Below are 16,022 nucleotides of genomic sequence, written 5' to 3' on the forward strand. Positions count from 1 at the left end.
GGCTGCATCGCTGGCGCTCCTTCGAATCAAAGCGCCAGTGAGAGAATCATACAACATGCTGCAGAGACGCCACTTCTTGCTGCACCGAGTCAATCTGTCGCGCCCCAAAACCGTGTAGACACGCTAGTGCTTTCGCAGGGACGACGAGAGATCTCAGCTCAGCGTCACTACAACAGACATTCCACCCATCACAAATTTATCACCCCGCGCCGTGCGGCATGGGCGACGGCGTCGGTGCGGCCGGTGGCGTCGAGCTTGTCGAGCAGCGAGCCGACATGAAACTTGGCGGTGTGGACGGAAATCCCGAGCCGCTGTGCGATCATCTTGTTGGACGCGCCTTCCGCCAGCAGCGCCAGCACGTCGAGCTCGCGCGGCGTCAGCTCGAAGTCGCCGCCCGCGGCCTCGCGGTTGCGTGCGACGACCGCAGCCGTGGCCTGTTCGCCCGGCGCGGCGAGCCGCAGGCCGGCGACGCTGCCGAGCAGGGTCGCCAGCCGGTCGGCGAGGACGGCGTCGTCGACCTCGAGCGCGATGACGATGTCGCTGGCCGGCTCACCGCTCACGTCTCAGGCCTCTCGCCGACCGTCACCTTGAAGTTCAGCGGCTCGCCGCCGCGATGCACGGTGAGCTCGACCACCGTGCCGACGCTCTGCGGTCCGAGGCCGCGCGACAGCGCCCGCACGCCGGACAGCTTCTCGCCATTCACGGCAATGATCACGTCGCCCTGCCGGATGCCGGCCGCGGCCGAGGGGCCGGCCTTGTCGACGTTCATCACCATCGCGCCGAGGCCGTCGTCGAGACGGACCGGCTGCAATCCGACGCCAAGATATCCGCGCGCGATGCGGCCGCTCTTCTCGAGCTGGCCTGCGACCCGCTCGATGGTCGTAGCCGGGATCGTCAGCACGCGGCGCGGGCCGAGCACGGCCATGCCGAACGGCTCGCCCGCGGCGTTCAGCGCGAGGCCACCCTGCTGGCTGTGCCGCAGCCGGACGTCGAGCTCGATCCGTGCATCGATTTCGCCGCCGCGCAGGCTGCGCCAGGCCGGGCCCGACAGTGCGACGATGCCGAGCCGCGCGGTCGGCGCGCCGCGGTCGGCGGCGACGATCACCGCGAGCGATCCCAGCGCGGGGTTCTCGGTCGAGAGCTTGACGGGGGCAACGTCGCCTTCGACGCGCAGCAGCGCGACGTCGGTGGTGTGGTCGCGTCCGACGACGGTCGCCGGCCTGCGGCTGCCGTCGGCGAACTGGATTTCGATCTCGCCCTCGTCGGCCAGCGCTTCGTCGGCGGTGACGACGAGGCCTACCTTCCAGACAAAGCCGGAGGCGCGCGCGCGATGCGAATGCACGGAGACGATGGCGGGCGCAGCGCGTGCAATGGTCTCCGCAAAGGCGGATGACAGCGATGACAGGATATTCGGTTCGGTCATGGGAAACTCCGTTGGCTTCCCTCAATCTGGGATGTCGCGGCTGACGGCGATACTGGCCGGATGGGCAGGGCGTGGCCGGGCCGCCCGGAACTGCCGCTCAGCTCAGCCGCTGCAGGGTCGCCTTCGGGCTCTCGCCGAACTTGGCGCGGTAGGCGCTCGCCATCCGGCTCAGATGGGTAAAGCCGAGGTCGAATGCAATATCGACGATGCGCTCGCCCGGCCGCGCCGTCTTGAGGCGGGCGTTGAGATGGGCGAGGCGGATGTCGAGCAGCATCTCGGACACGGTGGTACCGAAGTGACGACGGAAGCCGAGTTGCAGCGCGCGGATGCCGGTGCCCGCGATCTCCGCGAGCTCGGCGAGGTCCAGCGGCTCGGTTGCCCGGCTCTCCAGATAGGCGCGCACGCGTTTCAAGGCGGCCGGCTGGGCCTCGGTGCGGCCGTTGAAGACATCGATCGCCGAACTCAGGCTGTGCCGCTGCCCGTTGAGCAGGACGTTGAGAAACGACTCGCGCCAATCGGCCGCCGCGACCGCCGACAAAGCCTTGCGCGGCCCGAGCTGCTCGGCGGCCGTGACAAGATGCTCGATCCTGGCCGAGAGCGTCTGCCCGAGCGGCCCGCTCAGCGCGACGGCCGGATCGAACTCGACCGGCCTCACCGCCACGCCGCCAAGCGCCGCGGCGCGATGCTCGACCAGCTTGCGGTCGAGCAGCAAGATCAGCTGAGCGCAGTCGCCGCGCCAGGTCATCTCGGTCGGAATGGTCGGCGACAGCAGCGAGGCCGTGTGCCGTGGTCCGGTGGTGAGCTCGCGCGCGGCGGTCCGCACCGCGGCCGAGCCGGACAGCGGCATCTGCAGCAGGAAGAAGCGGTCGAGGCAGCCGGGATTGATCGCGACCGATCCGCCATAGGCGACATAGTTGACGGAGAAGCCGTCGAAGTCGGCGCAATTGTGATGCGCGGAGAAATCGCTCGCGGAATGATCGACCGGCGTCAGATCGTGCGGACAGAAGATGCGGCCGATCGCTTCCGCCGCGTCATCGACGCGCGCCGTCGCGACGCGTGCGAAATCCTTGAGCCTTGTGCTTGCCGGATTTGCGCTTGCCGAAACCTCGTTGCCAACAGCAGTCACGCCGGCCGTCCGGAGTTGTTTGAGGTCTAAAACATCAGGCAGCCTAGAGCATCCCGCGGCAAAGGGGAACGCCGTTTCGTCGTGCAATCTGCCCGATCGGCGGTCAGGACGATGCGACGGCATTGGGCAGCAGCCGGCCGGCGCAACGCTCCCGCATTGCAGCATGAAGGTGCCGGGTGTGGATTCGTTTATCGGCTAGACAGCCTCACCGGCCGGCGACAGGCTCCGTGCCGGCACTGCGCATCAAAACTGGAGAGGCTGACATGGGCACGCTCGAAAAAGGCATTACCCGAACCGGCACCGGCTACGGCGGCAAGACCTGGAATATCCTGGGCCAGGTCTACTATCCGAAGGCGGTCACCGACTCGACTTTCGCGTTCGAGACCAACAGCGATCCCGGCCAATTCGTGCCGGTGCACATCCACCCGACCCAGGACGAGTTCATCCTGGTGCAGGAGGGCGTGCTCGACCTCAAGCTCGACGGCGTCTGGGTGCAGGCCAAGGCCGGCGACCTCGTGCGCATGCCGCGCGGCATCCCGCACGGCTATTTCAACAAGTCGGACAAGCCGGCGCGGGCGCTGTTCTGGGTGTCGCCGATGCAGAAGCTCGAGGCGCTGTTCGAGAAGCTGCACAATCTGCAGGACCCCGCCGAGGTGGTGCGTATCTCCGCCGAGCACGAGGTGGACTTCCTGCCGCCGGAAGCCAACGACTAGCCCGGCGGTCAAACAGACAATACGCACACGAGGCGGCAATCGCCGGAGCTGGACTCCGGCGATGACGGGGACGCGTGCGCTTAACGAAATTGGACCTGTTCATTCAATTCGGAGCGGTTTCATGGTCAAGCAGAAGCATGTGTGCGTCATCGGCGCCGGCATTTCCGGCCTTGCTGCCAGCAAGGCCTTTGCCGGTCGCGGCCACAAGGTGACCATCATCGAGCGCAGCGGCGATCTCGGCGGGGTTTGGGAGCCGGCGCGCTCGTATCCCGACGTCCAGACCCAGAGCCCGAAGGAGCTCTATCGCTACACCGACAAGGCGATGCCGGAGTCCTATCCGGAATGGCCGAAGGGTCCTCAGGTCCATGCCTATTTGCGCGACTACGCCCGCAGCCACGGGCTCGACGGCGCGATGCGGTTCGACACCAAGGTCGAGACCATGACGCGCCGCACTGACGGCAGGCCGGGCTGGACGTTGGCGCTGCGCTCGACCGACGGCGCCACCGGCCACGAGGATTTCGACTTCGTCGCGGTCTGCACCGGGCAATTCAACGAGCCGCAGGCCTTGCCGCTGGCGGGCGAGGACGGCTTCAAGGCGCAGGGCGGGCAGATTCTGCATTCATCGCAATACGGCGATCCAACGCTTGCCAAGGGCCGCAAGGTGGTGGTGCTCGGCGGCTCCAAATCGGCGACCGACATCGCGGTGAATGCGGTCAATTCCGGCGCCAGCGAAGTCACCATCGTGTTTCGCGAGCCGGTCTGGCGGATTCCCTATTTCGTCGGCGGCCTCGTCAACTTCAAGCGCATCCTCTACATCCGCGCGCAGGAGCAGATGTTTGCGAGCTGGGGCATCGGGCCGATGGCACGCCTCGCGCATGTGGTGGCAAAGCCGTTCGTGTGGGCGAACTGGCGCGGGCTCGAGAGCATGTTGAAGATGCAGCTCAAGCTGAAGCAGTGCGGCATGGTGCCGAAGGAGCGGATCGAGGACGGCGTCAACTGCTCGGTGCCGATCGCAACCCCCGGCTTCTATCCGATGGTCGCCGACGGCCGGATCAAGGCAGTGCGCGGCACCTTTGACCATTACGACGGCAAGACCATCGTGATGAGCGGCGGCCAGCGCGTCGCGGCCGACGTCGCGGTGCTCGCGATCGGCTACAAGCTCGGCGTGCCGTTCCTGCCCGAGGAGTATCAGAACAAGCTGGTCGAGGCCGACGGGCAGTACCGGCTGTACCGGCTGATCGCCAATCCCGATCTGCCCGACATGGGCTTTGTCGGTTTCAATTCGAGCTTCTGCACCGTGCTGTGCGCCGATCTCGCCGCGAACTGGCTGGTGCGCTACGCCGACGGCCAGCTGACGCGGCAGCCGAGCGCGGCCGAGATGAATAGCAACATCGCGATGATGCTGAACTTCAAGCGCGTCGAGCGTCCGGCAGCGGGCGTCTATGGCGGGCTGTGCGTCGCGCCGTACCACTTCAAGCATTTCGACGAGCTGCTGGCGGACATCGGCACCAAGGCGTCGCGCCGCAACCCGCTTGTTGAAAAGTTCACCCCGCCGGATGCGGACGCCTATGCCCGCTTCCTCGCAACTGCGCCAGCATACAGAGCGGTGGCGTAGAGCATCACGGGATTGGGGCGAGCAGCAAGGGCGCTGCGCTCCCTCTCCCCGTTCTTACGGGGAGAGGGTTGGGGTGAGGGGCCGTCCCCGCATCTGCGGTGATAGCTGCGTTTGTGGAGACTCCCCCTCACCCGGAACGCATCTAATGATGCGTTCCGACCTCTCCCCGCACGCGGGGCGAGGTGAAACGGAGGCCGCTAATCGCGGCCGGCGTCGAGGAAGGCTTGTGCCAGCCGCTCGGGATTGGAGAAGCACAGCTCGTGGCTGCCCGGCACTTGGACCAGGCGGAACAGCCCGAGCTTCTCCGACAATCGCGGATGCCAGGGCAGGCTGTGCGGCATCGCGGTGTCCTCGGTGCAGTTCACGTAGGACTTTGCGATCGGCATCTCGGCAGGATTGGTGCGCAGCGCGATCTTGTCCTGGAAGGTCTTCAACGGGTGCGGGTTGAGCTTGTCATAGGCGCGCTGCGCCGTCTCGAGATCGGCGTCGTTGATGAAGGCCTCGCGCCAGATCGGGAACGGCAGCACCACCGAGCCGTCGCCCCGCTCGGCATGAATGGCGTCGAACAGGCCGCGATAGTGCGGCGGCACCATGTCGTTGAGGCATTCGCCATTGTTCGGGACAAAGGCGTTCCAGTAGACGAGGCGGCGGATGCGGTTCGCGGCGGCGTCGGCAACGCCGGTGATGACCATGCCGCCATAGCTGTGGCCGACCAGGACGATGTCCTTGAGGTCATGCTCGGCGAGATAATCCACGATCGACTGGATCGCCTCGGCGAGGCCGGAGTCCTTCCGGTCGCCGGGCCGGTTACCCCTGATGGTCGGGGTGTGGACGGCATGGCCGGCCTTGCGGATGGCGGCCGCAACCGGCTCAAACTCGGCGCCGGTATGCCAGGCGCCATGGACGAGAACATAGGTCGACATGTTGTACCTCCCTGTCTGGATTGCCGCGTCCGGACGACCCGGGATACGCGCAAGTTTCATCCGCTTCCTGATGGATATTGACCTGGATATTGACCTGGACCCGCGGAACGCGCTTGGCTGTGAGCGAACCGGACTGGGCTCGGAGTGAACTGATGCAGCAAATCGCCGCCGCGGATCGCTCGCGCAGGCTGAGCTGGAATACCGCGGACACGAGGCCCGGCGAGCAGTTCGCGTATTACCGCGAGGCGATCTGCCAGGCCTTCATGAACCTGACGCCGGAGCCGCCGGCGACGCTGGGCTTCCTCGCCCGCGTCGAGACCGTTGGGCTCGGCGATGGCGCGGTCAACCGGGTCAGCTTCCCGGAGCATGTCGTGCGGCGCTCCGCTGCCGACATCGCCGCGTCCAGCCGGCGCTGCTACTACCTCAATCTGAAGCTTGCCGGCCGCTGCCGGATCCAGCAGGCGGGACGCGAGATCAGCCTGTCGCAGGGGCAGGTCGGAATCTTCGACAGCGGCCAGCGCTTCGCGCTGCTGCACGACCGCGGCCCGGCGCTGCAGGTCGCCTCGTTCTGGGTGCCGGCCGAGGCGCTGGATGAACGGCTGCCGACGGCGCCCGAGGTCGCGCCGGCGCGGGTCTCGGATGATCCCTTCGTCGGCCATCTCATCACCGAGACGGCGCAGGTTCTGAACACATCCGCCCTCCGTGCTTCGGATGCGGACAACGCGCGGCTGTTCGGCGTGCTGCTCGATCTGGTCGCGCTCAGCCTGTCGCGCAGCGGCCGCGCCGGCGTCGCCGAGAGTGCCGGCCTTGCCGATGCGACGTGGCTTGCGCTGCGCCGCGCCGTGGACCGCAGGCTGCGCGAGCCCGGGCTCGGCGTTGCCGCCATTGCGGCTGCGATCGGCATCAGCGAGCGCTATGTCCACAAACTGTTCGAGCGCGCCGGCACGACATTCGCCAGCCATGTGATGGACCGCCGCCTCGACGGCGCCGCGCGCGATCTGAGAGATCCCGCGGTCGCCGGGCGCGCGATCGGCGACATCGCGTTCGACTGGGGCTTCTCCGACCTGTCGCATTTCACGCGGCGCTTCAGGCACCGCTTCGGCTGCACGCCGCGCGACTGGCGCCGCGGCTGACCAATGCTTCGGAAATCGCCATGACGCAGCCGTTCACCTACCAGGTCAGCCCGATGCGGGTCGTGTTCGGGGTCGGCACCGTCGCACAGCTGGCGGCCGAGCTCGACCGGCTCGGCATCAACCGCGCGCTGGTGCTGGCGAGCCGACGGCAGCAGGCCGAGCTCGGCGATCTCGCTGACCTGACCGGCGGCCGTGTGGCCGGATTGTTCGACGGCGCGGTGGTGCACACGCCGGTCGCGGTGACCGAACGTGCGATGGAGATCGTCCGCGAGCTCAAGCCCGACGGTGTGGTTGCGATCGGCGCCGGCGCCGCGACCGGCCTTAGTAAGGCGATTGCGCTGCGCACCGACCTGCCGCAACTGATCGTGCCGACCAGCTATGCCGGCTCCGAGATGACGCCGGTACTCGGCGAGACCGTCGACGGCGTCAAGACCACGCAATCCTCGCCGAAGATCCTGCCCGAGGCCGTGATCTACGACGTCAACCTGACGATCTCGATGCCGGCAAAATTCTCCGCGATCTCCGGCCTCAACGCGATCGCGCATGCCGCCGAGGCGCTGTATGCGCGGGACGGCAACCCGATCACCTCGCTGATGGCGGAAGAGGCGATTGCGAAGCTTGCCTCGTCTCTGCCGGATGTGATTGCGCAGCCGCGCGGTCTCGATGCGCGCGCGGACGCGCTCTATGGTGCGTGGCTGTGCGCAGTCTGTCTCGGCACCGTGGGCATGGCGCTGCATCACAAGCTCTGCCACACCGTCGGTGCGTTGTTCGACCTGCCGCATGCCGAGACCCATGCGGTGCTGCTGCCGCATACCATCGCTTACAACACGCCGGCCGCACGCGATCCAGTCAGCCGCGCGGCGAGGGCGCTTGGGGCGGCCAGCGCCGCCGATGGCCTGTTCGATCTGTCGGCAAGGCTCGGCGCGCCGCGCTCGCTCGCCGAGATCGGCATGCCCGAGGACGGCATCGCAAAGGCGGCCGCGCTCGCCACCAAAAATCCTTACTGGAATCCGCGACCGATCGAGGAGAGCGGCATCCGCGACCTGCTGAAGCGCGCGTGGTCCGGCGCGCGGCCGCAGGCCGGATAGATCAGACCCCGATCGCGTTGCGCGCGATCACGTCACGGTAGAACGCCGCGCTCAATTTCGGCACCCGGGCCTGGGTCTCGAAATCCACCCGGTAGAGGCCGAAGCGCTTCTCATAGCCGAAGATCCATTCGAAATTGTCCATCAGGCTCCACAGGAAATAGCCGTGGACCGGGACCCCGTCGGCGGTCGCGCGCTGCAATTGCGCAAGGTAGTTGCGCAGGAACATGATGCGGTCGAGGTCGTAGATCTGCCCGTCCGGATGCACCTTGTCCTCGCCGGACGTGCCGTTCTCGCTGATATAGATGCTCTTGATGTTCCACAGCTTGGCGGCGATCCGCGGCGCCCAATAGATCGTCTCTGGCGCGATCCGCAGCCATTCCGAGCTCATGTGCGGGAAGGAAGCCGGCATCGGCAGCAGCTTCCAGCCGGGGGCATGGTCGGTCGCAAGGATGTAGCATTGCGGCGCGTAGATGTTCAGCCCGACGAAATCATTGGGCTGCGAGATGATCTTCAGCTCGTCCGCGGTGAATTTGGGCGCATCCGCGCCGGCATATTGCAGGAAGCCTTCGGTGTATTTGCCTTCGAGGACGACGCCGAGAAAACCTGCGTTGAGCTCGCGTGTCGCGGTCTCGGTGGCGCGGATGTTCTCCGGCGTGTTGAAGGCGGGCACGCAGGCAGTGATGTTCTCGGCCGGCCCGACTCGCGTGCCGGCACGGCCCTTGGCGCGGATCGCCTGCACCGCAAGGCCATGCGCCAGCGCCACATGATGGCGCGCCTGGTTTACCTCGCCCGCCGGCAGCTTCAGCCCCGGGGCGTCGACGCCGAGCGCATAGCCGAAGGGGAGGAAACGTCCGACCTCGTTGAGGGTGAAGACGTTCTTCACGCGGTCGGTCAGTCGCTGCGCCACGTAGCCGGCATAGTCGCCGAATGCCTTCGAGGTGTCGCGCGAGCGCCAGCCGCCGACGCGGTCCTGCAGCGCCTGCGGCAGGTCCCAGTGATAGAGCGTGGCGTAGGGCTCGATGCCGTTCGCCAGCAGCTCGTCGACCAGGCGGTTGTAGAAGTCGAGGCCCTTCGGGTTCGGCGTGCCGGTGCCGTCCGGAAATACCCGCGGCCAGGCGATCGAGAAGCGATAGGCCTTGGCGCCGAGATCCTTGATGAGGCGAACGTCCTCCTTGTAGCGGTGATAGTGGTCGTTGGCGCGGTCTCCGGTCGAGCCGTCGTCGATCTTGCCTGACGTATGGGTGAAAGTGTCCCAGATCGACGGGCCACGGCCGTCCTCATTGACCGCGCCCTCGACCTGGTACGACGAGGTTGCGGTGCCCCAGATGAAGCCCGTGGGAAAGCTCGTGCCGTCCGGCCGTGACGCACGGTTTGCAGCCTCGGCAGGGCCGGTCAAACCGAGCGCCGAGAGGCCCGCAAGCCCCGCAAACTGCCGGCGCGAGAACTTTCCGAACATTGCTGTCTCCCGTCGCCGAACGCTGCGGTTGGAATGCGGGCCGTAGGTTAACCTTCCATCCCGCCGTTGAGCAACAAGGGTCAGCAGGCCCAAGCGCCGTGGCGAGCGGCGCACCAATCAATGCGAACCATTGTGACGTCAATGTCGCGGAGTTGTCAGTTTTGTGGCGACATTTTCTCTACTAGATTGCCTGCTACGTCCTTCCGCAATGACATCCGAACATCCCCGAGATTCCCGTGAGCTGCGCGCGATGAACAAGCCTGCAACCCATGTCCGAAGGGCGCTGCTGCGTCGTCTTGCCACTGCGATCGGCCTGCTGCTGACAATGGCCGCGGGCGCGCGGGCCGAGCAGACATTTTCGTTCGACCGCACGCCCGGAAAGCTACCGAAGACGGTCGTCCCGTTGCATTACGCGATCGAGCTGACGCCTGATATCACGGCCCTCGCTCTGCCAGGCGTCGAGACCGTCGACATCGAGGTACGCGAGGCGACCGCGCAGCTGACGCTGAATGCGGTCAACACGACATTCACCGAGGTCGCGATCGATGACGGCGCGCAGCGCGCGGAGGTCGCGACCGACGCCGCCGCGCAGACCGCAACGCTGACCTTCGCCAAGCCGCTTGCGGCCGGCCGTCACAAGCTGCGCATCGTCTTCATGGCGCAGATCAATAAATTCGGCACCGGCCTGTTCTCGGTCGACTATCCGACCAGGACCGGGATCAAGCGGATGATCTCCAGCAAGCTGGAGCCGGCCGATGCGAGGCGGATCTTCCCGTGCTGGGACGAGCCGTCGTTCAAGGCGAGCTTCGCGCTGACCGTCGTCATTCCGCGCAATCTGCTCGCGGTCGGCAACATGCCCGTGACGAGCGAAGAGCCGGTCGCCGGCGATCTCAAAAAGGTTGCGTTCGCGCCGACGCCGAAGATGTCGAGCTATCTGTTCGTGCTCACGGTCGGCGAGCTCGAGCGCGTCACAGCGGATGCCGGCGGCGTCACGGTCGGCGTGGTGACGACGGAGGGCAAGAGCGGGCAGGGCCAGTTTGCGCTCGACAGCGCGGTGAAGCTGCTCGCCTATTACAACGACTATTTCGGCGTCAAATATCCGCTGCCGAAGCTCGACCTGATCGCCGTTCCCGGCGGGTTCGGCGGCGCGATGGAGAATTGGGGCGGCATCACCTTCTTCGAGAGCCGGCTGCTGTTCGATCCCGCGACGTCCGCGGAGACCGCGCGGCGCGGCATCTTCGCCATCATCGCGCACGAGATGGCGCATATGTGGTTCGGCGATCTCGTCACCATGGCGTGGTGGGACAATCTCTGGCTCAACGAGGGCTTTGCCAGCTGGATGGCAACCAAGGCCTCGGAGCAGTTCTATCCGCAGTGGCAGGGCTGGCTGAACGGCTACGGCGCGAAGCAGTTCGCCATGGCGCTCGATGCCCGGCGCACCTCGCATCCGGTGCAGCAGCCGATTGCCGATCACAGTGAAGCAGTGACGGCATTCGACGCCATCACCTACAACAAGGGGCAGGCGCTGATCCGCATGCTCGAGACCTATCTCGGCGAACCGGCGTTCCGCGACGGCATCCGCAAATACATGGCCGCGCATGCCTACAGCAACGCGACGACCGCTGATCTCTGGCAGGCGCTCGAGAGTAGCGGCGGCAAGACCATCACGGGTATCGCCGCCTCCTTCACCGAGCAGGACGGCGTGCCGCTGGTCGTGGCCGAGGCGGCCTGCGACGGCATGGCGCAACGCCTGACCTTGCGGCAGGACCGCTTCGTGATCGCGCCGGCCAACAATCCGCCGCTGCCGGCCCGCAACTGGCAAATCCCGGTTGCGGTCGGGCCGGCGCATGGCAAGCCGTTTGACGAGATATTGCTGAAGGGGAGCACCAATATCCCGGCCGGCGCCTGCGGCGATGCGATCAAGGTCAACCTCGGCGACGTCGGCTACTTCAGGGTCGAGTACGGCCCGAAGAACCGTGCGGCGTTGCTGAACGCGTTCCCGCAAATGCGGGTCGCCGACCGTCTCAATGTCGTTACCGACAGCTGGGCGCTGGTGCAGGCGGGCCGCGCGGAGGCGCCGTCCTATCTCGCGCTGCTCGATGCGCTCGATGCCGGTGACCATCGCGCGGTGTGGGACCAGGTGATCTCGACATTCGCGGCGCTGAACCGGCTGTCGCGCGGCCGCACCGAGCGGCCGGTGATCCAGGCCTATGCCCGCGCCAAGCTGCGCCCTGTGTTCGATCGGATCGGATGGGACGGCGCGGGTTCGGGCGACGATGACACTGCGTTGTTGCGTGCTAGCCTGATCTCGACGCTTGCCGATCTCGGGGATGCGGCCATTGTGGCGGAAGCGAAGCGGCGCTTTGCGGGATTCGTCGATGATCCCAATTCGCTTCCGACCGCATTGCGCGATGCCGTCACGCATGTTGTCGGTGTGACCGCCGACCGGGCGACCTACGGCCAGCTGCTGGCGCTGGCGCGCAACAGCACGGCGACCAATGAACGGCTGCGTTATTATCTCGCCGCGGCAAGCGCCCGCGGTGTCGAATTGGCGCGGGCGACGCTGGCGTTGACGCTGACCAACGAATTGCCCGATACGATCGTGACGCGGATGATCAACGCGGTTGCGTCCTCAGGCGAGCACCCGCAGCTCGGCTGGGACTTCGTCCGGACCAATTTCGATACGTTGCTGGCAAGGCAGGGGCCGAACTTCCGCGACCAGTTCGTGCCGAACTTCATGACCAATTTTACCGATGAGGACCACGCGGCGGAACTGGCCGCGTTTGCTCCGTCGCAATCGACCACCGGCGGACGGGTGATGGTGGCGCGATCGGTGCAGGCGATCGCGATCTCGGCCGATCTTGCCGCGCGCGTGCTGCCCGCCGCCGACGCCTGGATCAGGGCGCACAAGCCGTGAGCTCGCGAAGCAGTTTCCGGCGGCGCGCGATGCGGCTATGCTCCGTGCGCGGCATGCAATCAACGATGCGAGGCTGAGATGGTCAAAGGTTCCGATTTGCTGGTCGCGGCCCTCGAGAATGAGGGCGTGGAGCGGGTGTTCGGCGTCCCCGGCGAGGAGAATCTCGATGTCGTCGAGAGCCTGCGCAAATCCTCGATCAAACTGATCGTCACGCGCCACGAGCAGGCGGCGGCGTTCATGGCGGCGACCTATGGCCGGCTGACCGGAAAGCCGGGCGTCTGCATGACGACGCTCGGTCCCGGCGCGCTCAACCTGACCACCGGCGCCGCCTACGCACTGCTCGGCGCGATGCCGATGGTGATGCTGACCGGACAGAAGGGCATCTTGAGCAGCCGGCAGGCCAAGTTCCAGATTGTCGACATCGTCAACACGTTTCGCCCGCTGACCAAATTGTCGCTGCAGATCGTCAGCGGCGCGACCATTCCGACGCTGGTTCGCGACGCCTTCCGAATTGCGACGCAGGAACGGCCGGGGCCGGTGCTACTCGAACTGCCGGAAGATATCGCAGGCGAGGAGATTGCGCCGGTCGAAATGATACCGCCGCATCCGATCGAGATTCCGATCGCGCACGCCGCCGCGCTCGACCGTGCCGCCGACATGATCCTGAAGGCGCAGCGCCCGCTGATCATGCTTGGTGCTGCGGCATCGCGTCCGCGTTCGACTGCCGGGATCGGTGACTTCGTGCGGCGCACGAAAATCCCGTTCATCACGACGCAGATGGGCAAGGGCACGGTATCCGGCGGTACCAATCAGTACATGGGAACCGCCGCGCTGAGCGAGCGCGACTATGTGCACGAGGCGATCGACCGCGCCGACCTCATCATCGCGATCGGTCACGACACGGTCGAGAAGCCGCCTTTCATCATGGGCCCGAAGGGGCCGCAGGTGATCCATGTCAGCTACATGCCGGCAACGGTCGAGCAGGTCTATTTCCCGCAATGCGAGGTGATCGGCGATGTCGGGCCGAGCCTCGAATTGCTGGCCGATCGGGTCGAGGGGAAGCTACCGCATGCCAGCGCGCTCCTCAGCCTGCGCCAGAGCATTCTGGCGAAGATCACCGATCGCGCCACCGAGGGCCGCTGGCCGCCGACGCCGCAGCGCATCGTGCACGATGTGCGGCAGGTGATTCCCGAGGACGGCATCGTCGCGCTCGACAACGGCATGTACAAGATCTGGTTTGCGCGCAACTACCGCACGCTGCTCGCCAACTCGCTGCTGCTCGACAACGCGCTCGCGACCATGGGCGCCGGCCTGCCGTCGGCGATGATGGCGGCGATGCTGTATCCGAACAACCGCGTGCTCGCGGTGTGCGGCGACGGCGGCTTCATGATGAACTCGCAGGAGCTCGAGACCGCCGTCCGCCTCAAGCTCAATCTGGTGATCCTGATCCTGGAAGATTCCGCCTACGGCATGATCCGCTGGAAGCAGGCGGTCGATCATTTTCCGGATTTCGGCCTGACCTTCGGCAATCCGGATTTCGTCAAATACGCCGAAAGCTACGGCGCCAAGGGTTCGCGGATCGCGAGCACGGATGCGATCGTTCCGACCCTGGAACGGGCGTTTTCCGGCGGCGGCGTGCATCTTGTCGTGGTGCCGATCGACTATACCGAGAACAAGCGGGTGCTGGTCGACGAATTGCGCGAGAAGGTGCAGCAGATCGATGTGTCGTAGAGCATGATCCGGACCCGAAGGGCCGCGTTAGCGCAAAGTGCGAAGCGGTTTTCCCTCGCGACAAACGCAAAGCGTTTGCGCGGAGATCATGCTCAAACAAGAAGCTGAAGCATTGCTGCGGTGGCCAAGGAACGAAAAGCCCTCGGCTTGATTGAACGTAAGCCGCCATGGTAGCACGCCAAGATATCACGCGACGGCATCACTCGTTGTGCTGATGGCCGGCGATACCAGATCTGAGAGGTCACGTGACTGCACCAAATCCTGCCGCCGGCAAACCCATCGATCCCGCTGCGCTCGCCAATGTGCCGCGGCTGGTCACGGCCTATTTCGCCGGCAAGCCCGATGCCACCGATCCCGCTCAGCGGGTTGCGTTCGGCACCTCGGGCCATCGCGGCTCGTCGCTGAAGAATTCCTTCAACGAGGACCATATCCTCGCCACCACGCAGGCGATCTGCGATTACCGGCGCGAGAAGGGCCTCACCGGGCCGCTGTTCATCGGCATCGACACCCATGCGCTGGCCGAACCGGCGCTGGCCAGCGCGGTCGAGGTGTTCGCGGCCAACGGCGTCGAGATCATGATCGACGCGCAGGGCGGCTACACCCCGACGCCGGTGATCTCGCATGCGATTCTGAGCTACAACAAGGGCCGCAGCACGGGCCTTGCCGACGGCGTCGTCATCACGCCGTCACACAACCCGCCGGAGGACGGCGGCTACAAATACAATCCACCGCATGGTGGTCCGGCCGACACCGACGTCACCGCCGTGGTCGAGAAGAACGCCAACCGTTATATCGAGGCCGGCCTCAAGGGCGTCGCGCGGCTGTCCTATGATCGCGCGCGCAAGGCCGCGACCACGCATCTGCACGACTACATCACGCCCTATGTCGCCGATCTCGGCAACACCGTCGATCTCGCGCTGATCAAGTCTGCCGGCGTCAAGATCGGCATCGACCCGCTCGGCGGCGCGGCGGTGCACTACTGGCAGCCGATCATCGCGCGCTACGGCATCGACGCGTCAGTCGTCAACGGGGCGGTCGATCCGACCTTCCGCTTCATGACCGGGGACTGGGACGGCAAGATCCGGATGGACTGCTCGTCGCCTTATGCGATGGCGAGCCTGATCGGGATGCGCGACCGTTTCGACGTCGCTTTCGCCAACGACACCGACGCCGACCGCCACGGCATCGTGACCCGCTCGAACGGGCTGATGAACCCGAACCACTTCCTCGCCACCGCGATCGCCTATCTGTTCGCGCACCGGCCGCAATGGAGCAAGGACGCCGCGATCGGCAAGACCATCGTGTCGAGCTCGATCATCGATCGCGTCGCGAAGAAGCTGGGCCGCAAGCTGGTCGAGACGCCGGTCGGCTTCAAATGGTTCGTCGATGGGCTTGGCAGCGGCGGCTTCGGCTTTGCCGGCGAGGAGAGCGCGGGCGCATCGTTCCTGAAGCGCGACGGCTCGGTGTGGACCACGGACAAGGACGGCATCATCCTCGGCCTCCTGGCGGCCGAGATCATCGCCAAGACCGGCCGGGATCCGAGCGAATTGTTTGGCGAGCTGACCGCCGAGCTCGGCGTTCCCTATTACGAGCGCATCGATGTGGCGGCGACGCCGAAGCAGAAGAACGCGCTGAAGGCGCTCGGGCCCGATCAGCTCAACATGACGCAGCTCGCCGGCGATGCCGTGCGGGCGGTCAGGACCAAGGCGCCGGGCAACGACCAGCCGTTCGGCGGCATCAAGGTCGAAACCGAGGCGGGCTGGTTCGCCGCGCGTCCCTCCGGCACCGAGGATGTCTACAAGATCTACGCCGAAAGCTTCCGCGGGCCGGATCATCTGAAGCAGATCCAGGGCGACGCGCAGGCCGCGATCGCCAAGGTGTTCTGAAAGGCGCGGGC

Annotated in this window: 12 protein-coding genes; 7 read left to right on the forward strand and 5 right to left on the reverse strand. The window is 66.1% G+C overall.

The window, feature by feature from the left end; translation table 11 throughout:
* Window positions 1-188: 188 nt before the first annotated feature.
* The 3 genes from I6F38_RS12365 to I6F38_RS12375 form a co-directional block, all read right to left on the reverse strand.
* Window positions 189-560: a LuxR C-terminal-related transcriptional regulator gene (locus I6F38_RS12365; protein WP_225160512.1), complete on the reverse strand. Its 372-nt coding sequence runs from the start codon at window positions 558-560 to the stop codon at window positions 189-191.
* Window positions 557-1,423: a S1C family serine protease gene (locus I6F38_RS12370; RefSeq protein WP_225160513.1), complete on the reverse strand. Its 867-nt coding sequence runs from the start codon at window positions 1,421-1,423 to the stop codon at window positions 557-559. Before I6F38_RS12370 ends, I6F38_RS12365 begins: the two co-directional genes overlap by 4 nt.
* Window positions 1,424-1,520: 97 nt before the next feature.
* Window positions 1,521-2,549 carry an AraC family transcriptional regulator gene (locus tag I6F38_RS12375; RefSeq protein WP_225160514.1) on the reverse strand — a complete coding sequence of 343 codons (1,029 nt, stop codon included), beginning with the start codon at window positions 2,547-2,549 and terminating at the stop codon, window positions 1,521-1,523.
* Window positions 2,550-2,812: 263 nt separating this feature from the next.
* On the opposite strand from I6F38_RS12375, the gene I6F38_RS12380 reads away from it, so the two are divergent.
* Both I6F38_RS12380 and I6F38_RS12385 read left to right on the forward strand, forming a co-directional pair.
* Window positions 2,813-3,262, forward strand: coding sequence for a cupin domain-containing protein (locus I6F38_RS12380; protein ID WP_050386854.1), 450 nt, complete (start codon window positions 2,813-2,815; stop codon window positions 3,260-3,262).
* Window positions 3,263-3,383: 121 nt separating this feature from the next.
* Window positions 3,384-4,877, forward strand: coding sequence for an NAD(P)/FAD-dependent oxidoreductase (locus I6F38_RS12385; protein WP_225160515.1), 1,494 nt, complete (start codon window positions 3,384-3,386; stop codon window positions 4,875-4,877).
* Window positions 4,878-5,074: 197 nt separating this feature from the next.
* On the opposite strand, the gene I6F38_RS12390 is transcribed toward I6F38_RS12385, so the two are convergent.
* A complete protein-coding gene (locus I6F38_RS12390; protein WP_225160516.1) occupies window positions 5,075-5,800 on the reverse strand; it encodes an alpha/beta hydrolase in 726 nt (241 codons plus the stop codon).
* Window positions 5,801-5,952: 152 nt separating this feature from the next.
* Here I6F38_RS12390 and I6F38_RS12395 point away from each other — a divergent pair, with 152 nt between their 5' ends.
* Both I6F38_RS12395 and I6F38_RS12400 read left to right on the forward strand, forming a co-directional pair.
* On the forward strand, window positions 5,953-6,933 hold the full coding sequence (locus tag I6F38_RS12395) for a helix-turn-helix domain-containing protein (protein WP_225160517.1): 981 nt from the start codon (window positions 5,953-5,955) through the stop codon (window positions 6,931-6,933).
* A gap of 20 nt (window positions 6,934-6,953) precedes the next feature.
* Window positions 6,954-8,021, forward strand: a complete 1,068-nt coding sequence (locus tag I6F38_RS12400; RefSeq protein ID WP_225160518.1) for a maleylacetate reductase — start codon at window positions 6,954-6,956, stop codon at window positions 8,019-8,021.
* A 1-nt stretch (window position 8,022) separates the two neighbouring features.
* Here the strand turns inward: I6F38_RS12400 and I6F38_RS12405 are convergent, their stop codons facing one another.
* Entirely contained in the window at window positions 8,023-9,477 is a 1,455-nt protein-coding gene (locus I6F38_RS12405; protein WP_225160519.1) for a GH1 family beta-glucosidase, read from the reverse strand.
* Window positions 9,478-9,727: 250 nt separating this feature from the next.
* Here I6F38_RS12405 and I6F38_RS12410 point away from each other — a divergent pair, with 250 nt between their 5' ends.
* The 3 genes from I6F38_RS12410 (at window position 9,728) to pgm (ending at window position 16,011) form a co-directional block, all read left to right on the forward strand.
* Window positions 9,728-12,394 (forward strand): M1 family metallopeptidase, encoded by a 2,667-nt coding sequence (locus I6F38_RS12410; RefSeq protein ID WP_225160520.1) that lies wholly within the window; start codon window positions 9,728-9,730, stop codon window positions 12,392-12,394.
* Window positions 12,395-12,472: 78 nt separating this feature from the next.
* Window positions 12,473-14,125, forward strand: a complete 1,653-nt coding sequence (locus I6F38_RS12415; RefSeq protein WP_225160521.1) for an acetolactate synthase large subunit — start codon at window positions 12,473-12,475, stop codon at window positions 14,123-14,125.
* A 245-nt stretch (window positions 14,126-14,370) separates the two neighbouring features.
* A complete protein-coding gene (pgm, locus tag I6F38_RS12420) occupies window positions 14,371-16,011 on the forward strand; it encodes a phosphoglucomutase (alpha-D-glucose-1,6-bisphosphate-dependent) (RefSeq protein ID WP_225160522.1) in 1,641 nt (546 codons plus the stop codon).
* The last annotated feature ends 11 nt before the right edge of the window (window positions 16,012-16,022 follow it).

The sequence above is a fragment of the Bradyrhizobium sp. BRP56 genome (assembly GCF_020194035.1).
GTDB classification, from domain to species: Bacteria; Pseudomonadota; Alphaproteobacteria; order Rhizobiales; family Xanthobacteraceae; genus Bradyrhizobium; species Bradyrhizobium australafricanum.